This is a genomic window from Actinomycetospora sp. CA-084318 (assembly GCF_050955885.1).
GTDB lineage: Bacteria > Actinomycetota > Actinomycetes > Mycobacteriales > Pseudonocardiaceae > Actinomycetospora.
In genome coordinates this window covers 5,431,873-5,453,680 of the sequence record NZ_CP192098.1, presented here as the reverse complement: position 1 = coordinate 5,453,680, position 21,808 = coordinate 5,431,873, and the positions used below count along the sequence as shown (strand labels likewise).

The 21,808-nt window shown below is 73.4% G+C and carries 22 protein-coding genes; 18 read left to right on the top strand and 4 right to left on the bottom strand.

Features of this window, described 5'->3' with window-relative positions; all coding sequences use genetic code 11:
• Positions 1–87: 87 nt before the first annotated feature.
• Complete coding sequence (locus tag ACQPYX_RS26575) at positions 88–1,476, bottom strand: primosomal protein (RefSeq protein ID WP_433800321.1); 1,389 nt, start codon at positions 1,474–1,476, stop codon at positions 88–90.
• Positions 1,477–1,619: 143 nt separating this feature from the next.
• On the opposite strand from ACQPYX_RS26575, the gene ACQPYX_RS26570 reads away from it, so the two are divergent.
• The 9 genes from ACQPYX_RS26570 (at position 1,620) to ACQPYX_RS26530 (ending at position 7,576) form a co-directional block, all read left to right on the top strand.
• Complete coding sequence (locus ACQPYX_RS26570) at positions 1,620–2,543, top strand: haloalkane dehalogenase (RefSeq protein ID WP_433800319.1); 924 nt, start codon at positions 1,620–1,622, stop codon at positions 2,541–2,543.
• 160 nt (positions 2,544–2,703) lie between these two features.
• Positions 2,704–3,105: a hypothetical protein gene (locus ACQPYX_RS26565; RefSeq protein WP_433800317.1), complete on the top strand. Its 402-nt coding sequence runs from the start codon at positions 2,704–2,706 to the stop codon at positions 3,103–3,105.
• A gap of 333 nt (positions 3,106–3,438) precedes the next feature.
• Entirely contained in the window at positions 3,439–3,753 is a 315-nt protein-coding gene (locus ACQPYX_RS26560; protein ID WP_433800315.1) for a hypothetical protein, read from the top strand.
• A gap of 169 nt (positions 3,754–3,922) precedes the next feature.
• The gene (locus tag ACQPYX_RS26555) at positions 3,923–4,402 is read left to right on the top strand and encodes a hypothetical protein (protein ID WP_433803809.1); all 480 of its coding nucleotides are present in this window, start codon (positions 3,923–3,925) and stop codon (positions 4,400–4,402) included.
• Between the two features lie 422 nt (positions 4,403–4,824).
• Entirely contained in the window at positions 4,825–5,178 is a 354-nt protein-coding gene (locus tag ACQPYX_RS26550) for a hypothetical protein (RefSeq protein WP_433800313.1), read from the top strand.
• A gap of 247 nt (positions 5,179–5,425) precedes the next feature.
• Positions 5,426–5,806 carry a hypothetical protein gene (locus tag ACQPYX_RS26545; RefSeq protein WP_433800312.1) on the top strand — a complete coding sequence of 127 codons (381 nt, stop codon included), beginning with the start codon at positions 5,426–5,428 and terminating at the stop codon, positions 5,804–5,806.
• A 192-nt stretch (positions 5,807–5,998) separates the two neighbouring features.
• Positions 5,999–6,331: a hypothetical protein gene (locus ACQPYX_RS26540; RefSeq protein ID WP_433800310.1), complete on the top strand. Its 333-nt coding sequence runs from the start codon at positions 5,999–6,001 to the stop codon at positions 6,329–6,331.
• A gap of 271 nt (positions 6,332–6,602) precedes the next feature.
• Entirely contained in the window at positions 6,603–7,010 is a 408-nt protein-coding gene (locus ACQPYX_RS26535; RefSeq protein ID WP_433800309.1) for a hypothetical protein, read from the top strand.
• Positions 7,011–7,225: 215 nt separating this feature from the next.
• On the top strand, positions 7,226–7,576 hold the full coding sequence (locus ACQPYX_RS26530; RefSeq protein WP_433800308.1) for a hypothetical protein: 351 nt from the start codon (positions 7,226–7,228) through the stop codon (positions 7,574–7,576).
• A gap of 33 nt (positions 7,577–7,609) precedes the next feature.
• Here the strand turns inward: ACQPYX_RS26530 and ACQPYX_RS26525 are convergent, their stop codons facing one another.
• Complete coding sequence (locus ACQPYX_RS26525; protein WP_433800307.1) at positions 7,610–8,293, bottom strand: maleylpyruvate isomerase family mycothiol-dependent enzyme; 684 nt, start codon at positions 8,291–8,293, stop codon at positions 7,610–7,612.
• A gap of 44 nt (positions 8,294–8,337) precedes the next feature.
• On the opposite strand from ACQPYX_RS26525, the gene upp reads away from it, so the two are divergent.
• The 5 genes from upp to rsmA all read left to right on the top strand — a co-directional run bounded on the left by upp (position 8,338) and on the right by rsmA (position 14,423).
• Positions 8,338–8,958, top strand: coding sequence for a uracil phosphoribosyltransferase (gene upp / locus ACQPYX_RS26520; RefSeq protein WP_433800305.1), 621 nt, complete (start codon positions 8,338–8,340; stop codon positions 8,956–8,958).
• A 52-nt stretch (positions 8,959–9,010) separates the two neighbouring features.
• Complete coding sequence (gene metG / locus ACQPYX_RS26515) at positions 9,011–10,798, top strand: methionine--tRNA ligase (protein WP_433800304.1); 1,788 nt, start codon at positions 9,011–9,013, stop codon at positions 10,796–10,798.
• Positions 10,791–11,651 carry a TatD family hydrolase gene (locus ACQPYX_RS26510; RefSeq protein ID WP_433800302.1) on the top strand — a complete coding sequence of 287 codons (861 nt, stop codon included), beginning with the start codon at positions 10,791–10,793 and terminating at the stop codon, positions 11,649–11,651. The genes metG and ACQPYX_RS26510 overlap by 8 nt, the downstream gene beginning before the upstream one ends.
• Positions 11,652–11,949: 298 nt before the next feature.
• Positions 11,950–13,449, top strand: coding sequence for a transglycosylase family protein (locus ACQPYX_RS26505; RefSeq protein ID WP_433800300.1), 1,500 nt, complete (start codon positions 11,950–11,952; stop codon positions 13,447–13,449).
• A gap of 128 nt (positions 13,450–13,577) precedes the next feature.
• Positions 13,578–14,423, top strand: coding sequence for a 16S rRNA (adenine(1518)-N(6)/adenine(1519)-N(6))-dimethyltransferase RsmA (gene rsmA / locus ACQPYX_RS26500; RefSeq protein WP_433800298.1), 846 nt, complete (start codon positions 13,578–13,580; stop codon positions 14,421–14,423).
• Between the two features lie 75 nt (positions 14,424–14,498).
• Here the strand turns inward: rsmA and ACQPYX_RS26495 are convergent, their stop codons facing one another.
• Positions 14,499–15,488 carry a CNNM domain-containing protein gene (locus ACQPYX_RS26495; protein ID WP_433800296.1) on the bottom strand — a complete coding sequence of 330 codons (990 nt, stop codon included), beginning with the start codon at positions 15,486–15,488 and terminating at the stop codon, positions 14,499–14,501.
• Positions 15,485–16,879 carry a hemolysin family protein gene (locus tag ACQPYX_RS26490; protein ID WP_433800294.1) on the bottom strand — a complete coding sequence of 465 codons (1,395 nt, stop codon included), beginning with the start codon at positions 16,877–16,879 and terminating at the stop codon, positions 15,485–15,487. Before ACQPYX_RS26490 ends, ACQPYX_RS26495 begins: the two co-directional genes overlap by 4 nt.
• A 176-nt stretch (positions 16,880–17,055) precedes the next feature.
• Here ACQPYX_RS26490 and ACQPYX_RS26485 point away from each other — a divergent pair, with 176 nt between their 5' ends.
• The 4 genes from ACQPYX_RS26485 (at position 17,056) to ACQPYX_RS26470 (ending at position 21,806) form a co-directional block, all read left to right on the top strand.
• A complete protein-coding gene (locus ACQPYX_RS26485; RefSeq protein ID WP_433800292.1) occupies positions 17,056–18,135 on the top strand; it encodes a 4-(cytidine 5'-diphospho)-2-C-methyl-D-erythritol kinase in 1,080 nt (359 codons plus the stop codon).
• A gap of 9 nt (positions 18,136–18,144) precedes the next feature.
• On the top strand, positions 18,145–19,941 hold the full coding sequence (locus ACQPYX_RS26480) for an ABC-F family ATP-binding cassette domain-containing protein (RefSeq protein WP_433800290.1): 1,797 nt from the start codon (positions 18,145–18,147) through the stop codon (positions 19,939–19,941).
• A gap of 84 nt (positions 19,942–20,025) precedes the next feature.
• Positions 20,026–20,619 (top strand): TetR/AcrR family transcriptional regulator, encoded by a 594-nt coding sequence (locus tag ACQPYX_RS26475; protein WP_433800288.1) that lies wholly within the window; start codon positions 20,026–20,028, stop codon positions 20,617–20,619.
• Entirely contained in the window at positions 20,616–21,806 is a 1,191-nt protein-coding gene (locus ACQPYX_RS26470; RefSeq protein WP_433800287.1) for a GDSL-type esterase/lipase family protein, read from the top strand. Before ACQPYX_RS26475 ends, ACQPYX_RS26470 begins: the two co-directional genes overlap by 4 nt.
• The last annotated feature ends 2 nt before the right edge of the window (positions 21,807–21,808 follow it).

Genomic DNA, 21,808 nt, shown 5'->3' with positions numbered 1-21,808 from the left:
CGACCACGGAGGCTAGCCAGGCGGTGTGACCCTTTCGGACGCGCCCCTACCACCAGCAGGAGAGGGCCGCCCCGTACGCCACTGGGGTCACGGGTGACGCAGCCGCCCCAGCAGTCTGTCCTCGAGCGCCCGCCAGGCGGCCGCCTCGCGGCTGAACGGCGGCGACGGGGTGAGCCGGTTCGGGTCGGGCCGCAGCACGAACGACACCAGCCAGCCGAGCGCCTCGGACGGCGCGAGCGCCTCCCGCGTGTCCGCGTCGCCCGCCCAGTCGGCGGCGTCGAGGAGCAGTTCGACGGCGAGCTCGAGCTGGGAGGGGTCGACGGCCTCCGGGCCCTCGAGGAGGTCCTCGGCCAGGCCGACCAGGACGTACCGGTTCTCCGGGGCCACCTCCACCTCCAGGTCCCCGCCGACCGCCGCCGTCATGACGTCGGCCCAGGTGGAGACCTCCGCGAGGTCGTGGCCCTCGGCGCCCTCGCCCGCGATCCACGTCCGCAGCGCCCGGCTGCTCGAGAAGACCTCGATGCGGCCGTCGCGCCCGAGGAACACGGGCTCGTCGTCGAGGAAGCAGCGCAGGGTGATGACCTCGCCCTCGGCGGACAGGATCGAGATCGGGTCGATGCCGACCTCCTCCCAGAACCCCGGCTCGGGCTCCTCGGCCTCGTCGACGAGGTCGCTGCGCACCGACTCCCCGGCGGTGTCCGAGCGCAGTCCGTCCGGGGCGTCGGCGAGCGGGCCGTCGACGGCGGAGTCCTGCGGGTCCTGCGCGACGGCCTCGGGGTCCGCCGGGTGGTTCTCGGCGTCCTCGGCGCTGCCCGAGCCGACCGGGTCGTCGTCGGGACCGGCCTCCTCGGTGTCCCCGGGCTCGGCCGGCGGGGTCGCGGTGGCCCGCAGCTTGGCGGCGAGCTCGACGTCGACCTCCGGGACGCGCACGAGGGCGTCCAGCGCGTCGACGACCTCGTCCCACCGCTCGGCGACCACGTCGGCCAGCTCGGCCCACAGGGCCGCGCCGTCCCGACCGCCGAAGACCGCGATCCCGTCCGACAGCGCGGCGAAGGCCGGCGTGGAGTCGAGGACCGCGAGCACCCCCTCGAGGTCGCAGACGTCGGCGAGCGAGCGGGTCATCGCGGTGATCTCCGCGAGGTCGTCGACCGTCCAGGTGTCCGGTTCCTCGGCGACGAGCTCCGGGACGCCGACGACGTCGTAGCGCTGGATGTCCTCCGGCGTCAGCTCGTCGACCGAGAGCCCGCCGACCACGGGCCAGGCGGGATGGTCGACGAGGTCATGGTCGAGTCCGTCGGCGTCGCTGGTGCGGATCCAGGCGGCGAGGTCGGCGGCGTCGGTGAAGGCGAAGACGTGGTCGTCGTCGCCGAGGAACGCCTCCCACTCCTCACCGTCCTCGCGCCAGCGCGGCGCCCAGAGGGTGACCAGGTCCCCGCCCGTCAGCGCGAGGGTGATCGGGACGATGTCCTGGGCCACGGTCGGCCTCCGGTGTCTCCTGCGGGGTGATCACGTGCGGCGGCCACCCTAGGGGCCGCAGCGTGACCAGGCCGTTCGGGGCGCCACCACCCGGTGACGGGCGGGCACTCGCCGGGTGGGCGTCGATGCGGCACCCTGCTCCCGTGCGGTTGCTGCGGACCCCGGACGAACGTTTCGACGGCCTCGCGGGCTTCGGCCACGAGCCCACGTGGGTGGAGGTCACCGATCCCGACGGCGGGGGTGACCCGATCCGGGTCGCCACCTACCGGGTCGGTCCCTCCGGCCCCGGTCCCACCGTGCTGCTGCTGCACGGCGAACCGACCTGGTCCTACCTCTACCGCTCGGTGCTCGACACGTTGGTCGGCGCCGGGGTGCCCGCCGTCGCGGTCGACCTGGTCGGCTTCGGTCGCTCGGACAAGCCCGAGGAGGTCGGCGACCACACCTACGCCCGCCACGTGGAGTGGGTGCGCGAGGCGGTGTTCGACGCGCTGGGTCTGGACGACCTCGTGCTCGTCGGGCAGGACTGGGGCGGGCTGATCGGGCTGCGGCTGGTGGCCGCGTCACCGGGGCGGTTCCGGGCCGTGGTCGCGGCGAACACCGGCCTGCCCACCGGCGACACGGACATGCCCGAGCCGTGGTGGCGGTTCCGGCACGCGGTCGAGCGCGCGGAGCGGCTGGACGTCGGGCGGTTCGTCGCGTCCGGCTGCGTGCGCGGGCTCGGGGCCGCCGAGCGGGCCGCCTACGACGCGCCGTTTCCCGACGACGGCTACACGGCGGGACCGCGGGCGATGCCGCTGCTGGTGCCCACCCGCCCGGACGACCCGGAGACGGAGGCCAACCGGGAGGCCTGGGCGGCGCTCGGGCGGTTCACCCGGCCGTTCCTCGTGGCCTTCTCCGACGGCGACCCGATCACCGGCCCGATGGCGCCCGCGCTGCGCGAGCACGTCCCGGGCGCGGCGGGGCTCGACCACCCCGTGCTGCACGGGGCCGGTCACTTCCTGCAGGAGGACGCCGGCAGCGAACTGGGCTCGGTGGTCGTCGGGCTGGTCCGTCAGATCGCTCGTTAGTGCGATCGGCGTAAGACTTGAGCCCGATGAGCGAGGAACGCTCGAACGAATGAAGTAACCCCGGAGGCCGTGCCCCGCTGCCGTCCCCTGCGTTGGTCGGAACGTGATGGCGCGGACCCGCGACCAGCGGGCCCGTGGACACCTCGACTTCCATGGGGGAATGAACGTGTCGATGTTCCGCAAGACCGTGTTGACGACGGCGATCATCGGTGCCGGCCTCGGCTCGATGTCGGGTGCGGCGTTCGCCGGGGACGACCCGGGCGACGGCGGGCACCACGGCAGCCACGACAAGCACTACAGCAAGTCCTCCGACAGCGGCTGCAGCAACAGCGTCGCCGCCGAGTCGAAGAACGGCTCCGGCCGCTCGCTGGGCGACACCACCGGTGGCGACCAGGACCTGTCGGCCTCGAACCTCTGCCACATCCTGACCGGCAACGAGATCCTCTCGAACAACAACGTCTCGCTGCTCGGCAACGTGACCAACGGCGACACGACGACCCGCACCTCGTCGTCCTCGGTCACCGAGGACCTCACCAGCACGATCGGCGGCGCCGCCGGCTGAGCCGAGCAGCGCGGCTGCGGGCAGGCAGTCGGCGGCCGGGATCGGCCGCACCCACCAGCACGACCCGCACGACCACGGGCCGGCACCCCGGGAGACCTCTCCCGCGGGTGCCGGCCCGTCGTCGTTGTTGCTCCGAGCGGGTGAACATCCCGCACAGATCCCCTGCTCCGGACCCGATCGTGGACGTCGTCGTCACCCGGATCGACATCGGACCGTGACCTTCACTCGATCGAGGCGTTGGAGTCACCGAGTCGTGATGCGTGCGCGCGTCATGACGCACGGTGCGCGACCCGTCCGGTCGCGCGTGCCTGACGACCAGGGGAGAGACCAAGCGTGTCCACGTTCCGCAAGACCGTCCTGACCACCGCCATCATCGGCGCGGGCCTCGCGTCCACGGCCGGCTCGGCCTTCGCGAGCGACTGCAGCCACGACGACCACCACAAGTCGCACGAGTCGCACAAGTCGGTGACGAAGGTCGACAACAGCTGCAGCAACGGCGTCGGCACCGGCGACAAGCAGGGCAACGGCGGCCTCCTGGGGATCGGCAACGTCGCGGACGTCCCGATCACCTCGAACATCTGCAACATCCTGAACGACAACGTGAAGGACAACCTGAACGGCAACACGCTCAACCTCGCCATCCTCTGAGGTCCTCCGCGGACCCCGTCGCCGCGGGCGACCCCCGATCGCCCGCCTGCAGCGACGAGCAGTGAGTGAGTGAGTGAGACGGGCCCCCGCGGGCCGGAGCCGGATCGGCTCCGGCCCGCGATCGTGCGGCCCGTTCCCCGAGTTCCGTGAGCAGGAGAACAGCGTGTCCATGTTCCGCAAGACCGTGCTGACGTCCGCCATCATCGGCGCCGGCCTCGTGACGACCGCCGGCGCGGCCTTCGCCGGCGACGCTCCCACCGGCAGCCACCACGACTCCGGCGACCACGGCCACCACACGTCGCACAAGTCGGTGACCGAGGTCGACAACAGCTGCAGCAACGGTGTCGGCACCGGTCACAAGCAGGGCAACGGTCTCATCGGGATCGGCAACGTCCTCGACGCCCCGATCACGTCGAACGTCTGCAACATCCTGAACGACAACGTGAAGAACAACCTCAACGGCAACCGCCTCTCGGTGTCGGTGGGCCAGAGCCTCGGCGGCCTCCTCGGCGGCACGAGCGCCCCGCAGGTCCAGCAGGCCGAGCCGGTGCAGCAGGCGCAGCCCGTGACCTCGGCGCAGCCGGCCTCGGCCGTGTCGCCGTCGTCGGTGCCCGCAGGCACGACCAGCACGCCGATCCAGGCCAGCTGACGCCACACCCCGCACGACCCACGGCCGGTCCGGAGCTCACCGCTCCGGGCCGGCCGTTCTGCGTTCCACCGCCGCGAGGGGCACACGGGGCAGGTTCCGGACGCCCCCGGGCTGCCTGGTGTCACTCTCGCGCTCGGCTGCGCCGCCCGGGACGCCGGAGGTTCCCGGCGCCGCAGAGGTTCACCTGAAGATCCCGGAAGGGTGACGCACTGTCATCGCCACCACGTCGGTCGCCCGCCGTAGGAGCTCGATCCCTGCGGTATCGCCGCAGGTCAGCGGAGCGTTTCTCCACGAACGGGCGAACGTCGTGACGGAGCCGTGACCTCGGTTCGTCTCCCCGCGTTGAGCGGACTGTGACTGACCGGCGCGCGGCTCGAATCGCCGCCGGACCGAGCAAGCTCCACGATTCGGGGGAATCGAAGATGCAGATGTTCCGCAAGGCCGCCGTCGCCACCGTCATCCTGGGCGCGGGGCTCGCCTCCACCGCGGGTGTCGCCATGGCGCACGAGCACGGCGACGCCGGCAAGGGGTGCTCGAACGGCATCGCCGCCAAGAGCAGCAACGGTGCGGACCGCACCCTGGGCGACACCGTCGGTGGCGACCAGGACCTGTCGGCCTCCAACACCTGCGACATCCTCAACGACAACAAGGTCCTGAGCGGCAACAACGCGGCCGCCGGTGACATCACCAACGGTGACACCGACATCCGCAACGACTCGCGCACCTCGACCTCGACCTCGACGATCGACACGGTGCTCGGCGGTCTGCTCCCCTGATCTCCCGGGGATCACCCCACACGGCCGGACCGGGCCACCACGCCCCGGCCGGACGGCTCCTCCGGGAGCCGTCCGGCTCGCTCCCCTCGCACTCGAGGGCGTGGTGGCCGGGTCCGGCTTTTTCGTGTCGTCACACGATCGGCGGAACGGCCGGAAAGTGCGTACCAGGCGATCGGAATGCGGCGATACCCCGCACGAGTCCGGAGCACGAATCGTCTCCGGCACCGTCGCACCGGGGGGACCCACCATGAAGAACGTCATCGCGCGCGCCGCTCTCGCCACTGCCGTCATCGGGGTGGGACTCGGTTCCACGGCCGGAATCGCGACCGCCGCGCCGAATGCGTCGGCCGGCTCGAGCTCCTGCTCCAACAACGTCTCCGCGGTCTCGAAGACCTCGTCCGGCCGCAGCCTCGGGGACACCACCGGTGGGTCGCAGACCATCCGCACCTCGAACTCGTGCGGCAACGGGAACGGCAACGTGATCGGCAGCGGGAACAACACCGCCGGCGGGAACATCGTCAACGGCAACACCTGGACGACCACCCGCACCACCACCGTGAACCGCACGACCACGGTGAACCGCACCCTGACCTTCGACTCGTTCTTCGGCCCGAACTTCCCGTTCTGAGCCGCACCCGCGCGCACGACCGACGGCCGATCCCCGAGCACCCGGGGGGTCGGCCGTCGTCGTGTCCACCTTCGGGGGACGTCGTGCCCACCCTCGTCACGACCACGCGCCGCGACCCGTTGAACCGGTCGGACCCGGCCCGCCACCTGGCGCTCCCCGGCCCGTCCAACCACTCATCGGGGGTTCGAAACCATGTCCGTCTTCCGCAAGACCGTCCTCGCCAGCGCCATCCTCGGCGCGGGCCTCGCGTCCACCGCGGGGATCGCGAGCGCCCACACCTCGCACCACGCCGGCGGGTGCTCGAACGGCGTCGCCGCCGAGAGCAGCAACTCCTCCGGCCGCAGCCTGGGTGACACCGAGGGCGGCGCGCAGGACCTGTCGGCCTCGAACACCTGCGACATCCTGAACGGCAACAAGGTCGCCAGCGGCAACAACGTCGCCGGCGGCGACGTCGTCAACGGCGACACGACCGACATCACCCGCACCAGCTCCACGGACACGACGCGCACCTCGACGGTCGGCTGACCGCACCCCGCCGTGCCACGGGCCGGCACCCGCCGACGAGGCGGGTGCCGGCCCGTCGTCGTTCCCGGCCCGCCTGACAGAATGTGTGGGAATAAGGTGTCACGCATTTGGTGAACGGGTAACGGCAGCGATTCGGGATCACGAACGGGGGATCGTCGTGATTGTCCCGTGACCACCCCCTGGGCCATCCGTTGACTGCCATGTGACCGTGCTGCGCAATGCCGCGGACCGGCGCTCTTCGTCAGACCGACCTATTTCGGGGGCAATCAGAATGTCGATCCTGCGCAACACTGTTCTCGCGACCGTGGTCGTCGGCGCCGGCCTCGGCGCCATGTCCGGGTCCGCGCTGGCCTGGGACCACCACGGTTCCGAGGGCAAGAGCTGCTCCAACGCGGTGAAGGCCGCCAGCGAGAACGGCGCCGGCAGCACGCTCGGCGACACCACCGGTGGCAGCCAGGACATCTCCGCGGACAACCTCTGCGACATCGCGAACGGCAACGAGCTCCTCTCGAGCAACAACGTGGCCGGCGGCGACATCCGCAACGGCGACCTGACCGACATCACGCGCACCAGCGACACCACCACGACCGAGGAGAGCACCACCACGGTCCCGGCGGCCCCGGTCGACGGCGGCGCGGGCGGCGGCCTCCCGATCCTCGGCGGGCTGCTCGGCCTCTGATCCCCGGTGGGCCGGCGCCGACGCGCCGGCCCGCGGGTCGGACGGCGCGGGGACACCCCGGTCGTTCATCGGAGCGCGGTCCGGCACCGCCGGCCGCTCCGCTCCCCTCGTGGCGCGATCCGACGGTCGCGACGCGCACCGATGACCACCCCGTCCGGGCCCCGATCCCGGACGGTCCGCGGCCCGGTCCCGGGCCCACCTCTCAAGGAGACACCATGTCGATCTTCCGTTCCGCCGCCGTCGGCACCCTGATCCTCGGCGCCGGCCTCGGCGCCTTCACCGGGGTCGCCTCCGCCCACGAGTCGGGCCACGCCGCCAAGGGCTGCTCGAACGAGATCGCGGGCGCGTCGGAGAACGGCTCGGGCCGCAGCCTGGGCGACACGACCGGCGGCGACCAGGCGTTCGACGCCAGCAACGTCTGCGACATCCTGAACGGCAACGAGATCGGCTCGGCGAACAACGTGGCCGGCGGCGACATCGTCAACGGCGACACCCGCACCGAGAACTCCGACGTCACGGAGACCTCGTCGATCGTCGAGACGATCACGGGCCTGCTCCCGATCTGACGCACTCCGCACCGAGCAGCCGGTGCCCGCTCCTCACACCGGAGGAGGGGGCACCGGCTGTTCGTCGTCGCGGGGCCCGTGCACCGGGAGCCCGTCCACCCACGGGTCGGTCGGCCCCTCCCAGTCCCAGCCCCGCATCTGCGCGCGGCTGCGCCGGCTCGAGAGCCCGCGGTAGAGCTCGTACAGGTCGACCCGCAGCACGCTGCGCACGGCGCCCTCGGCGGTGTCCTCCGGGCTGCGCCACTCCGTCCCGCCGGCCCGCACCACCAGCGTCTGCGGTCCCCGGATCCCCTTCACCACCTGCCGCACGAGCACCGACGCGGTCGGCGCCCACCCGTCCCACGGCGGCCGCGGTGCCCCGAGCGCCTCGACGAGGTCGCCCTCGTGCACGGTCAGGTCCCCGACGACGGCGGCCGGGACCCGGCGCTCGTCGAGCGCCTCCGCCGTCGCCGCGAGATGGGTCTCCCACTCGGCGAGCAGCGCGGGCACGTCGAGGCCCGCGCGTGCACGCACCTGCGCGGCGGTCCAGTCCGGCCCCGCGAAGCCCGCGGTGCGCCGGGCGGCGACGTCGGCGGCCGTCCCGACGAGGTGCGCGAGGAGGTCACGGACGGTCCAGTCCGGACACGCGGGCACCGACCGGACCCACTGATCGTCGGGAACACCCTCGAGGAGCGCGACGACGCGGGCGTGACCGGAACGATAGACGTCGGCGACCACGGGCCCAGGGTCCCAGACGACGGGTCCGACTAGGTTGTCCGGCCATGCTGCTCGTCGTGGACCACCCGCTCGCGCGCGTCCGCCTCACCACGCTGCGCGACGCCCGCACCGACCGCGCCGCGTTCCGCGCCGCGGTCCGCGACCTCACGACGATGCTCGTCTACGAGGCCCTGCGCGAGGCGCCGGTGACCGAGACGCGGGTGACGACCCCGGTGGCCGACACCGCCGGGGCCGCCCTGGCCGCGCCGCCCGTGCTCGTGCCCGTCCTGCGGGCGGGCCTGGGCATGGCCGAGGCCGCGCACGCCCAGGTGCCCGGGGCGCTCATGGGGTTCGTCGGCGTGGCGCGCGACGAGGAGACGCTGCAGCCGACGCCCTACATGGAGTCCCTGCCCGACGACCTCGCAGGTCGGCCGGTGTTCGTCCTCGACCCGATGCTCGCGACCGGCGGCTCGATGGCCCACACGATCGACCTGCTGGTCGCACGCGGCGCCGACGACGTGACCGCGGTGTGCGTCGTGGCGGCGCCGGAGGGCGTGGAGCGGCTGCGCGCGGCCCATCCCGCGGTGCGCGTGGTGACCGCCACCGTCGACGAGCGGCTCAACGAGTACGGCTACATCGTCCCGGGCCTCGGGGACGCGGGGGACCGGCAGTTCGGCGCGATGTGAGGCCGATGCAGCCCGCGCGGAGAGCGGTGGCGCGCACCGGGAGAATGAGGACATGAGCGAGTCCGTGCTGACCGCCGTCGCGTGGCCCTACGCGAACGGCCCCCGGCACATCGGCCACGTGTCCGGCTTCGGTGTGCCCTCCGACGTGTTCTCCCGCTACCAGCGGATGGTCGGGAACCGGGTGCTCATGGTGTCGGGCACCGACGAGCACGGGACGCCGATCCAGGTGCAGGCCGACGCCGAGGGGACCTCCCCGCGCGAGCTCGTCGACCGGTACTCCCGGGTGATCCAGGACGACCTGGTGGGCCTCGGTCTGTCCTACGACCTGTTCACCCGCACCTCCACCGACAACCACCACCGCGTGGTCCAGGGGATGTTCGAGGGGCTCTGGAAGAACGGCTACGTGTTCGGGGAGAAGACCCTCGGCGCGATCAGCCCGTCCACCGGCCGCACGCTGCCCGACCGCTACATCGAGGGCACCTGCCCGATCTGCGGCTACCCCAGCGCGCGCGGCGACCAGTGCGACAACTGCGGCAACCAGCTCGACCCCGCCGACCTCAAGGACCCGCGGAGCCGGATCAACGGCGAGATTCCCGAGTTCCGGGAGACCGAGCACCTCATGCTCGACCTGCCGGCGTTCTCCCAGTCGCTCGCGTCGTGGCTGGACACCCGGACGAACTGGCGGCCGAACGTCCTCAACTTCAGCCGCAACCTGCTCGACGACCTGCGCCCCCGCGCGATCACCCGTGACCTGGACTGGGGCGTGAAGGTCCCGCTCGACGGCTGGCGGGACGCGCCGATGAAGCGGTTCTACGTCTGGTTCGACGCGGTCATCGGCTACCTGTCGGCCTCGGTCGAGTGGGCGGAGCGCTCCGGGGACCCGGACGCCTGGAAGCAGTGGTGGTGCGACCCCGAGGCCAGCGCCTACTACTTCATGGGCAAGGACAACATCGTCTTCCACTCCCTCATCTGGCCCGCGCTCCTGCTCGGGCAGAACGGGGCGGGGGACAAGGGCGGGACGCCCGGCGAGTTCGGCACGCTCAACCTGCCCACGGAGGTCGTCTCCAGCGAGTTCCTGACGATGTCCGGGTCCAAGTTCTCGACGAGCCGCGGCACCGTCATCTACGTCGGGGACTTCCTGCGCGAGTTCGGGCCGGACGCGCTGCGCTACTTCATCGCCGTGGCGGGCCCGGAGAACCAGGACACCGACTTCACCTGGGACGAGTTCGTCCGGCGCACCAACTTCGAGCTCGCCAACGAGTGGGGCAACCTCGTCAACCGCTCGGTCTCCATGGCGGCGAAGAACGTCGGCGCGGTGCCGGAGCCGACGCGTCCGGAGGCCGCCGACGCCGAGCTCCTCGCGCAGTCGCGCGCGGCGTTCACCACGGTGGGCGCGCACCTTCAGCGCTCGCGGTTCAAGCAGGCCTCGTCCGAGGCGATGCGCGTCATCGGCGCGGCCAACGCGTACCTGTCGCACCAGGAGCCGTGGAAGCGCAAGGACGACCCGGAGCGGCGGGACACGATCCTGCACACCGCGCTGCAGGTGGTGCAGGACGCCAACACGCTCCTGACGCCGTTCCTCCCGCACGCCGCGCAGAAGGTCCACGAGGCCCTCGGCGGCACCGGGGTGTGGGCGGCGCAGCCGGAGCGCGTCGAGGGCGGCACGACCGATCTCGGCACCACGCACTCCGTGCTCACCGGCGACTACGCCCACGAGCAGGCCCGCTGGGAGTCGACCCCGATCCCCGTCGGCCGGCCGCTGGCCCGGCCCACGCCGCTGTTCGCCAAGCTCGACACGGCGCTCGGCGAGACGGGTCCGTCCTGGGCTCCCATTGGGTAAGGGCGATCGGAACGTCCCGCCCCCCGTCCCGGAGCCGATCCGGGGCGGGGTGATCGACGCCCACACGCACCTCGACGCGTGCGGGGCCACCGAGCCCGACGTGCTCGCCCAGGTGCTCGACCGGGCGGGCACAGCCGGCGTCACGGCCATGGTGACGACGGCCGACGACCTCGCCTCGGCGCAGTGGGCGGCGTGGGCGGCCGGCACGGACGCGCGGGTGTTCGCCGCGGTCGGCCTGCACCCCACGCGCTCGAACGCGCTCGACGACGCCGCCCGGGCCGAGCTGGAGCGCCTGACGGCGCTGCCGCGGGTCGTCGCGGTCGGGGAGTCCGGGCTCGACGACTACTGGACGACGCGCCGGGAGGACTGTGCGCCGCTGGAGGTCCAGCGCGAGGCGTTCGCATGGCACGTCGATCTCGCCAAGCGGTCCGGGCTGCCGCTCGTGATCCACGACCGCGAGGCCCACGAGGGGATCGTCGACGTGCTCCGCGCCGAGGGTGCCCCCGACACCGTGGTCTTCCACTGCTTCTCCGGCGGGCCCGAACTCGCCCGGATCTGCGCCGAGCACGGCTGGCTCATGTCCTTCTCGGGCACCGCCACCTTCCGCAACGCGAACGCCGTCGATCTCCGCGAGGCGGCCGCCCACGCCCCGGCCGACCTCGTGCTGACCGAGACCGACGCGCCGTTCCTGACCCCGCACCCGTTCCGTGGTAGGCCGAACGAGCCGTACGTCGTCCCCCACACGGTCCGAGACCTCGCGGAGCTGCGTGACGAGCCGGTCGAGGAGTTGGCCGCGGCGGCCACCCGGAACGCCCAGCGGGCCTTCCGGCTGGCCGAACAGTCTCAACCGTGACCCTCCGTCGAACGAAGGTGCACGCGGTGACCGCGTTCGTCGTCGGACACCTGCCGTTCGGCGCACCACGTTCGTGTCGGCTTGATGGTTCTGACACCCGGGTCGTTACCGTGCTGTGACTCGCCGGGATGGAACCAACCCCCGGCATCCGGGATGACCCGGAACCTTCCCCAGGGTTCCGGTCGGCTCCGACCCGGATGCGGTTCCTGCCCGGAAGCACGGATGAAGCGGATTCCTCTGTGGCCGTACTGCGCTCCCCTCTCGCGCTGATCGCTGCTCACCCCGCGGCGGTCGCCCGATGAGCACCGACTCGACGCGTACTGCGCTCGCCGACGACTCCAGCACCGCCGACACCGGCTGGTTCGACGCTCTCGAGGAGAGCTGGGACGACGGCTGGGACGGCCTCAACGCCGGGACCGCCGAGTGGCAGGCCGGCCGGCAGTCGCACGCCCCCCGCACGGGTCCGCTCCCCACCTGGGCCGATGACATCACCGGCCCGCTGCCGATCGCGGGGCCGGGCTGGGCAGGCCCCGGCCCCGCGAACGGCGCCACCGGGTCCCTCGCGGTCCCGGACCTCGACGAGTGGAACGACCTCGAGACCCGGACCGGGCTCACCGGGTCCGGCTCCACGGTCACCGCCGAGCCGACCCCCGCCGCCGCGCCGGCCGGTCTCGACCCGCAGACCTACCGCGAGCGCGACCTCACCGACACGGGCCGCTACTCGCTGGCCGTCAAGGGCGGCGTGGCCGCGGCCCTGATCGCGGTCGCTGCCGGTGGCAGCACCGCCGTGGCGCTCGACAAGGAGGTCACGGTCACGGTCGACGGTGTCGACCAGGTCGTGCACACCTTCTCCGGCACGGTCGCCGGCGCGCTGGCGTCGGGCGACATCGAGGTCGGCCCGGCCGACCAGATGTCGCCGTCGCCCACCGCGAAGATCTCCGACGGGGACCGCCTCGTCGTCAACCACTCGCGCCAGGTCAACCTCGTCGTCGACGGCAAGCCGATGTCGATCACGACGACGGCCACGACGGTCGCCGAGGCCCTCGGCCAGATCGGGATGCCGACCCAGGCGCTCGCCGCGTCGGCCCCGCTCGGCTCGCTGATCCCGTCGAGCGGCATGGACCTCGCGGTCCAGCTGCCGAAGAACGTCACCTTCACCGACGGTGGGAACGCCCCGCAGCAGCTCACCACCACCGCGTCGTCGGTCCAGGAGTTCCTGGCCCAGCGCGGGCTGCAGATGGGCCCGCTGGACACGGTCAACGCCGGCGGCCTCGCCAACGGCGCCGCCATCACCGTCGTCCGCAACGCCGTGACCCAGGTGACCGAGACCCAGCCCATCGCGCCCCCGATGCAGACCATCGAGGACGCGACGATGGACGCGGGCACCACCAAGGTCGACCAGCCCGGCCAGGCCGGCGAGCAGGTGCAGACGTTCACCGTCAGCACCACCAACGGCAAGGAGACCGGCCGGACCGCCGCGGGCGCCCCGACCGTCACCAAGGCGCCGGTCGGCGGCGTGATGCGCAAGGGCACCAAGAAGGCCGGCCCCGCCATCGGCGACACCGCCAAGTGGGACCGCATGGCCAAGTGCGAGGCCGGCGGCGACTGGAACATCAACACCGGCAACGGCTACTACGGCGGCCTGCAGTTCGACCGGCAGACCTGGAACGCCTACGGCGGCGGCCAGTACGCGCCCCGCGCCGACCTGGCGACGCGCGAGGAGCAGATCGACGTCGCCGAGAAGGTCCGCGACGCGCGCGGCGGCTACGGCGCCTGGCCGGTCTGCGGCAAGAAGTAGGCGCTCCCCTCCGGGGTGGCAGCGAAGCGTCGTTGCTGCCATCCAGCGGGAGGAGAGCCACATCGTCGAACGGGCCCCGGGGACTCCCCGGGGTCCGTTCGCGTATCCGGGTCGGGGATCATGGGCGGGTGACCCCGGCGCCCGTTCGTCTGCTCGGCGCCGGGGAGATCCGGGGTCTGGCCGCGGAGCTCGGCGTGCGGCCGACGAAGAAGCTCGGCCAGAACTTCGTCCACGACGCCAACACCGTCCGGCGGATCGTGCGGCTCGCGGAGCTCACGCCCGACGACGTGGTCCTCGAGGTCGGCCCCGGGCTCGGCTCGCTGACCCTCGCGCTGCTCGACGAGGCGGCCGCGGTGGTCGCGGTGGAGATCGACCCGGCGCTGGCCGACCGGCTGCCGACCACGGCGGCCGAGCACGCCCCGGAGCGGCCCCTGCACGTCGTGCGGGCCGACGCGCTGCGCATCACCGCGGCCGACCTGCCCGTGGAGCCCACGGCCCTCGTCGCGAACCTGCCCTACAACGTGGCCGTGCCGGTGGTGCTGCACCTGCTGGCCGAGCTGCCGTCGCTGCGCCGCGGCCTCGTCATGGTGCAGTCGGAGGTGGCCGACCGCCTCGCCGCGCGGCCCGGCGAGGCCGCCTACGGGGCGCCCAGCGTCAAGCTCGCGTGGTACGCGGACGCCCGCCGGGCCGGTCCCGTCCCGCGCGGCGTGTTCTGGCCCGTGCCCGGCGTCGACTCCGCGCTCGTGGCCTTCGACCGGCGCCCGGAACCGGCGGGCGATCGTCGGGCCGTGTTCGCGGTCGTCGACGCCGCCTTCGCGCAGCGCCGCAAGGGCCTGCGCGCCGCGCTCTCCGGGTGGGCGGGCTCCCCGGTCGAGGCGGAACGTCGTCTGCGCGCCGCAGGCATCGACCCGACCACCCGGGGCGAGCAGCTCGACGTCACGCGCTTCGCCGCGTTGGCGGCCGTGCCGTCCTGAGCCCGACGGTCCCGAGCGAACGGCCCGCTCGCAGCATCTATGCGCGCGAGAGTGCCGTTCGCTCAGGATGGGGGCCTACGCCGGCGTGGGCAGCAGCCGCCCGACGAGGTCGGAGAGCGTCAGCAGCCCCAGGGAGCGGCCGTCCGACTCCACCAGCGCCAGGTGCGCCCGCTGCTCGCGCATGGTGTTCACCGCGGCGTGCAGCAGCGTGTCCGCGTCGAGCCGCAGCACCGGGCGCATGACCTCCCGGGCCGTGGTCGACGCCGGACGGGTCAGCGTGTCGCGGACGTGCACGTAGCCGACGGGGCGTCCACCCTCGGACACCACGAGCCGCAGGTGCCCGCTGTCGCGGGCGAGGGCCTGGACGGCGGTGACGTCGTCGTCGGCGGCCACCCCGACCGGCTCGCGCGCCAGGTCGCGCACCGGCGTGCGCTCGAGCTCCAGGGCGGCGAGCAGCTGGTCCCGCCGCTCCGGGTCGAGGGCGCCGGTCTCCGCGGAGTGGTCGACGAGCTCGCGCAGGTCGTCCGGTCCGCGGCCGCCGGCCATCTCGTCCACCGGGTCCACCCCGAGGGCCTTGAGGCAGCGGTTCGCGGCCCCGTTGAGCACCACCAGCAGCGGGCGGGTGATCACCATGAAGGCCCGCATCGGCAGGGCCAGCAGCATCGCCGAGCGCTCCGGGTGCGCGATCGCCCACGACTTGGGGGCCATCTCGCCGACCACCAGGTGCAGGAAGGTCACGACGACGAGCGAGATCACGAACGACGCCACGCCGGCCACGGCGGAGGGGACGCCCCAGCCGGTGAGCAGCGGGTTCAGCGCCTCGTCGACCGCGGGCTTGGTCACGGCACCGAGGCCGAGCACGCAGAGCGTGATGCCCAGCTGCGACCCGGCCAGCAGCAGCGAGAGGTCGCGGGCGCTGCGCAGGGCCGCGCGGGCGGACGCGCTGCGCGCGGCCTCCTCCTCGAGCCGGTAGGTCCGCGCCGCGACGAGCGCGAACTCGACCGCGACGAAGAAGGCGGAGGCGACGATCAGGAGGACCGACACGACGATCGCGGTGACGCTCATCGGGAGACCTCCTGGTCCGCCGGGACGGTGACGGGGACCCAGTGCAGTCCGACCTCGGCGGGGACGCGCCGGTCGACACTGCGCACGGTGGCGCGCAGCGTCCGGTCGGGCTCGTCGGGATCGTCGTCGCCGATGGTGATCTCGACGGTGTCCCCGGGCTCGGGCAGCCGCGACAGTTCCGCGACGACGAGGCCCGCGATGGTCTGGTAGTCGCCGGTGGGCAGCTCGGCGTCGATGAGGCGGGACACCTCGTCGACGTGCCGGTCACCGGGCACCACCCAGCCGTCCTCGGCGGGGAGGGCGCGGTCGGCGTCGGCGGGGTCGTGCTCGTCGGTGATCTCGCCGACCAGCTCCTCGGCGACGTCCTCGACGGTGATCACGCCCGCGAGGTCGCCGTACTCGTCGAGGACGCAGGCGAGCTCCTCGCCCTCCGCGCGCAGCTGCTCGAGGACCTGCGGCAGCGGCAGCGTCGAGGGGACGAGCACCGGGGCGCGCATGAGCTCGGACACGGGCGCGTCGGTGGAGCCGGTCCAGGCGAGCACGTCACGCAGGCAGACGACGCCGACGAGATCGGGAGCCGCTCCGACCCCCTCGTCGGGAAGGTCCGGCGGTGTCCCGAGGACGGGGTAGCGGGAGTGTCCGCCCACCATGACGCGCGTCAGCTCGGCGACCGTGTCGTCGGCGCGGACCCACGACACCCGCGGGCGCGGGATCATCGCGGCACGCGCGGTGCGCTCGGAGAAGTCGACCGAGCGGTCGAGCAGCGCCGCGAGGTCGGGGCGCAGGTCCCCGGAGTCGCGCGAGTCGTCGATGATGGCCTCGAGGTCGCGCGGCGTGGCGGAGTGCTCCACGTCGTGGACCGGCTCGATCCGCAGCGCCTTGAGCAGCGCGTTGGACGCCGCGTCGAAGAGCCGGATGAGCCAGCCGAACAGGCCGAGGTAGACCTTCGTGGAGAGGGCGAGCGCCCGCGCGACGGGCTCCGGCCGGGCGATGGCGAGGTTCTTCGGGAACAGCTCGCCGAACACCATCTGCACCACGGTGGACAGCAGCAGGGCGAACACGGTGCCGACCGCGACGCCGACCGCGGTCGGCACGCCGGCGACCCCGAGCAGTTCGCCCACGCCGTCGCCGATGAGCGGCTCGGCCACGTACCCGACGAGCAGGCCGGTGACGGTGATGCCGAGCTGGGCGCCGGAGAGCATGAAGGAGGTGCGGCGCGTGATGTCCAGCGCCCGCACGGCGCCGGCGTCGCCGTCGGCGGCGCGGGCCCGCAGGCGGGCGCGGTCGACGGCCATGTAGCCGAACTCCTGCGCCACGAAGTACCCCGTCGCGGCGGTGATGAGGACGACGACCACCACGCCGAGGAGGATGCCGAGGATCGTGCCGATCATCGGTGGGCCACCACCTGGTCAGGACGACAGGTGGTGTCGGGACTGTGACTGGGGTCCATGGCTCCTTGCCTGAGGGAATCCGTCGGTTGAACCACCAACGTGTGTCCGCTTCGGGAGGTTCCCGGGGACGACCGGTCGTAGACAACCGGCCGGACGGCCTTCCGTACCCTGGACGGGTGCTCTCCGCCGTCGGGCCCCCGGTGACCGTCCGCGTCCCGGCCAAGATCAACCTCCACCTCGCGGTGGGCGACCTGCGCGCCGACGGCTACCACGACCTCGTCACCGTGTTCCAGGCGTTGAACCTGTTCGACGAGGTCTCGGTGGTGTCGACCCACAGCGGGCGACGGTCCGGGGCGGACGCGGTGCCGCGGGGCCCGGGTCGGCTCGACCGCATCGGTGCCGGCGCGCCCGGCGTGGAGCTGCTCGGCGACGTCTCCGAGGCGGACCGCGAGGCGATCCCGGTCGACGCCTCGAACCTGGCCTGGAAGGCGGCCGAGGCCCTGGCCGAGGTCGCGGGCCGGGACCCCGACGTCCGGATCGGGCTGCGCAAGGCGATCCCGGTCGCGGGCGGGATGGCCGGCGGCAGCGCCGACGCGGCGGGCACCCTGCTCGCGCTCTCGACGCTGTGGCGGCTCGACCTCGGTCGGGAGGCGCTGATGGAGGTCGCGGCGAGCGTCGGCAGCGACGTCGCGTTCGCGCTGCACGGCGGCACGGCGCTGGGCACCGGACGCGGCGAGAACCTCGTGCCGGTGCTCTCGCGGCACACCTTCCACTGGGTGGTCGCGCTCTCCGACCACGGCCTGTCCACCCCGACCGTCTTCGGCGAGCTGGACCGGCTGCGCGCGGCGGCGACGCCCGAGAGCCCGGTCAAGCGGGTCGGCAGCGTCGAGCCGGTGCTCGAGGCCGTGGCGTCCGGCGAGGCCCGCTCGCTCGCGCTGCTGCTGGGCAACGACCTGCAGGCCGCGGCGGTCAGCCTCGACCCGGGGCTGCGGCGCACCCTGCGGGCCGGGGTGTCGGCGGGGGCCCTGGCGGGCGTCGTCTCCGGCTCGGGGCCGACCTGCGTGTTCCTGTGCGCCGACGGCCCGTCCGCGGTCCGCGTGGCCGCCGAGCTGTCCGGGGCAGGGGTCTGCCGGACGGTCCGCGTCGCGCACGGTCCGGTGCCGGGCGCGAAGGTGATCGACGGAGACCCGGCCCGTCCGCCCCGCGGTCCCGGCGGTCCTCCCGCGCCGGACCCCGGTCCGAACATGTACGCCTGAAAGGCTGCCGTGCCCAACCTCGTCAACCTCGAGAACGTCGCCATCTCCTTCGGCGGCCCGAAGCCCGTGCTCGACGGCGTGTCCCTCGGTGTCGAGACCGGCGACCGGGTCGGCGTCGTCGGGCGCAACGGCGGGGGCAAGTCGACGCTGATCTCGATCCTCGCGGGGCGCCTCCTTCCCGACGACGGGCGGGTCAGCCCGGTACGCGGGCTGCGGATGGCGTCGGTGACCCAGCAGTCGCAGCCGACCGGCGCCACGGTGCGGGCCTCGGTGCTCGGCGGCGAGGTCCCCGACCACGAGTGGGCCGCGGACGCCCGGTCGCGCACCGTCATCGAGGGCCTGCGCCCGGGCGGCGGCCGCGGGCTCGACGCCTCGGTGGAGGGCCTCTCCGGCGGCGAGCGGCAGCGGATCGCGCTCGCCGCGGCGCTCGTGCAGGACCTCGACCTGCTCGTCCTCGACGAGCCGACCAACCACCTCGACGTCGAGGGCGTCCGCTGGCTCGCCGCGCACCTGCTCGCCCGCCGCACCGCGCTCGTCGTCGTGACGCACGACCGCTGGTTCCTCGACACCGTCGCCTCCCGTACGTGGGAGGTCGTCGACGGCCGGGTGGAGCAGTTCGAGGGCGGCTACAACGACTGGATCTACGCCCGGGCCGAGCGGACCCGACTGGCCGACGCCGCCGAGCAGCGCCGCCGCAACCTCGCCCGCAAGGAACTGGCCTGGCTGCGGCGCGGCCCGCCCGCGCGGACGTCCAAGCCGAGGTACCGCATCGAGGCCGCCGAGGCGTTGATCGCCGACGTCCCCGAGCCGCGGAACTCCGTCGAGCTGGTGACGATGGCCCGCCACCGGCTCGGGCGCACGGTCATCGAGCTCGAGGACGCCTCGCTGACGGTGCCCAGCGAGCCGCCGCGCACGATCGTCGACCGCCAGACCTGGCGGATCGGCCCGGGCGACCGGATCGGCATCGTCGGGATCAACGGCTCGGGCAAGACGACGCTGCTCCGCGCGATCGCGGGGGAGCGCCCCCTCGACGGCGGGAACCGGGTCCAGGGCACCACCGTGCGCCTGGCGCACCTCTCGCAGGACCTCTCCGACCTGCCGCTGCACCGGCGTGTGCTGCAGGCGGTGGAGGACGTCGCGGAGCGGGTGTTCGTCGGGGGCCGCGAGCACACCGCGTCGGCGCTGGCCGAGCGGTTCGGGTTCACGGCCGCGCAGCAGTGGACGCCGGTGTCCGACCTGTCCGGTGGCGAGCGCCGACGTCTGCAGCTGGTGCGCCTGCTGATGACCGAGCCGAACGTCCTCATGCTCGACGAGCCCACGAACGACCTCGACGTGGACACCCTCCAGCAGCTCGAGGACATCCTCGACGGCTGGGCGGGGACGCTCGTCGTCGTCAGCCACGACCGGTACCTCACCGAGCGCGTGTGCGACCGGGTCGTGGCGCTCTTCGGCGACGGGCGCATCACCGACCTGCCGGGCGGCATCGAGGAGTACCTGCGCCGCCGCGACCAGCAGCTGGAGACCGCTCCCACCCGGCGTGAGGGGAACCCTCAGCCTGCTGGGGCGACCGGATCCTCCCCTGACGGCGGCCTGTCGGAGGCGGACAAGCGCGCGGCCCGCAAGGAGATCCAGCGGATCGAGCGGCGGATCGAGAAGCTGGACACCCGCGAGAAGCAGCTGCACACGCTGCTCGCGGACGCGGCCAACGACCCGACCCGCCTGCTCGATCTCGACGCCGAGCTCCGCGCGCTGATCGCCGAGCGCGAGCAGCTCGAGGAGGCGTGGCTCGAGGCCAGCGTCGACTGACCGGGACGTGCCGATCGCGATGACGTGACCGCCCGAAACCGAACCTGTTAGCCTCACGCCTACAACATTTAGGTAGGGGGCGACATGGTGCGCGTGGGTCTGACGGCCGCCCGGCTGGTGGCGTCCGGCGTCGAGCTCGCCGACGAGATCGGGTTCGCCGAGGTGACGCTCTCGGCGCTCGCGCGGCGACACGGGGTGAAGGTCGCGAGCCTGTACTCCCACGTCGCGAACTCGCACGACCTGAAGTCACGGCTCTGCCTGCTCGCCCTCGACGAGATGGCCGACCGCGGCGCCGCGGCCCTGGCGGGGCGGGCCGGCAAGGACGCGCTGGTGGCGCTGGCCGGGGTCTACCGGACCTACGCCCACGAGCACCCCGGTCGCTACGCCGCCGCGGAGTACCCCCTCGACGCCGCGACCGCCGCGACGAGTGCCGGTCCGCGGCACGCCGAGATGGCGCGGGCCGTGCTGCGCGGCTACGACCTGGCCGAGCCGGACCGGACCCACGCCGTCCGCCTCCTGGGCAGCGTGATCCGCGGCTTCGTGAACCTGGAGATCGCCGGCGGGTTCGGCCACAGCGAGCCCGACGCCGACCAGAGCTGGGCGTGGTCCCTCGACGCTCTCGACGCCCTGCTGCGCCGCCCCGCGGTACCGACCTCCCCGGAAGGAAGCACCCCGTGACCACCTCCGCCGAGGCGGGTCCGATCACGACACCGATCACGACGCCGATCACGCCCGCCCTCGTGCGCGGCGCCGCCGAGCTCGAGCCGACCGACCGCGGCCTGCTGCCGCACCGGCTGCCCGCGTGGGCGCGCGCCCAGAGCGACGACCCGCAGCTCGCCGCGGCCGAGGCCCGACCCTCAGGGGTCCGCCTCGCGGTGCGCACCCGCGCGACCGTGATCGAGCTGGAGACGCTGCGCGTGACGACGGTGCACCGCGGCCTCGGCGCGCGCCCGGCCGGGCTCTACGACCTCGTCGTCGACGGTGAGCTCGTCGACCGACGCGAGGGGGCCGGCGGCGACGTCACCACGATCGACCTCGCCACCGGCGCCGCGACGACCGAGCCCGGAGCACCCGGCGTCGTCCGGTTCGACGGCCTGCCCGACCGGGTCAAGGACGTCGAGGTCTGGTTGCCGTGGAACGAGGTCACGACGCTCGTCGGCCTGCGGACCGACGCCCCGGTCGAGCCGCTGCCGGCGGGACGGGTGTGGCTCCACCACGGCAGTTCCATCAGCGCCGGGTCGAACGCCACCGGGACCACCGGGATCTGGCCGGCCGTCGCCGCCGCACGCGGCGGGCTGGACCTGGTCAACCTCGGCCTCGCCGGCAGCGCGCTGCTCGACCCCTTCACCGCGCGCACGATCCGCGACACCCCGGCCGACCTGATCAGCCTCAAACTCGGGATCAACGTGGTGAACGCCGACCTGATGCGCCTGCGCGCGTTCGGCCCGGCCGTCCACGGGTTCCTCGACACGATCCGGGAGGGGCACCCGACGACGCCGCTGCTCGTCGTCTCCCCGCTGTACTGCGCGATCCACGAGGACACCCCCGGCCCGGGCGCGTTCGACCCCGAGGCGCTCGCCCGGGGCGAGGTCCGCTTCCGGGCCACCGGCGATCCGCAGCAGGTGCTGGCGGGGTCGCTGACGCTGCGCGTCATCCGGGCCGAGCTCGCCCGGATCGTGCGCGAGCGGGCCGCGACCGACCCGCACCTGCACCACCTCGACGGCCTCGCCCTCTACGGCGAGGCGGACACCACGGAGCACCCGCTGCCCGACGGCCTGCACCCCGACGCGGCCACCCACGAGCTCATCGGGCAGCGCTTCGCCGACCAGGTCCTGCGTCCCGGTGGGGCCTTCGCCTCCCGCTGAGG

Excerpts from the sequence above, each read along its gene's own strand:
- ACQPYX_RS26565 (WP_433800317.1), top strand. The coding sequence starts at position 2,704 with ATGAACGTGTCGATGTTCCGCAAGACCGTGTTGACGACGGCGATCATC.
- ACQPYX_RS26555 (WP_433803809.1), top strand. The coding sequence starts at position 3,923 with ATGTTCCGCAAGACCGTGCTGACGTCCGCCATCATCGGCGCCGGCCTC.
- ACQPYX_RS26550 (WP_433800313.1), top strand. The coding sequence starts at position 4,825 with ATGCAGATGTTCCGCAAGGCCGCCGTCGCCACCGTCATCCTGGGCGCG.
- ACQPYX_RS26545 (WP_433800312.1), top strand. The coding sequence starts at position 5,426 with ATGAAGAACGTCATCGCGCGCGCCGCTCTCGCCACTGCCGTCATCGGG.
- ACQPYX_RS26540 (WP_433800310.1), top strand. The coding sequence starts at position 5,999 with ATGTCCGTCTTCCGCAAGACCGTCCTCGCCAGCGCCATCCTCGGCGCG.
- ACQPYX_RS26535 (WP_433800309.1), top strand. The coding sequence starts at position 6,603 with ATGTCGATCCTGCGCAACACTGTTCTCGCGACCGTGGTCGTCGGCGCC.
- ACQPYX_RS26530 (WP_433800308.1), top strand. The coding sequence starts at position 7,226 with ATGTCGATCTTCCGTTCCGCCGCCGTCGGCACCCTGATCCTCGGCGCC.
- upp (WP_433800305.1), top strand. The coding sequence starts at position 8,338 with ATGCTGCTCGTCGTGGACCACCCGCTCGCGCGCGTCCGCCTCACCACG.
- metG (WP_433800304.1), top strand. The coding sequence starts at position 9,011 with ATGAGCGAGTCCGTGCTGACCGCCGTCGCGTGGCCCTACGCGAACGGC.
- ACQPYX_RS26505 (WP_433800300.1), top strand. The coding sequence starts at position 11,950 with ATGAGCACCGACTCGACGCGTACTGCGCTCGCCGACGACTCCAGCACC.
- ACQPYX_RS26495 (WP_433800296.1), bottom strand. The coding sequence starts at position 15,488 with ATGAGCGTCACCGCGATCGTCGTGTCGGTCCTCCTGATCGTCGCCTCC.
- ACQPYX_RS26490 (WP_433800294.1), bottom strand. The coding sequence starts at position 16,879 with ATGATCGGCACGATCCTCGGCATCCTCCTCGGCGTGGTGGTCGTCGTC.
- ACQPYX_RS26475 (WP_433800288.1), top strand. The coding sequence starts at position 20,026 with ATGGTGCGCGTGGGTCTGACGGCCGCCCGGCTGGTGGCGTCCGGCGTC.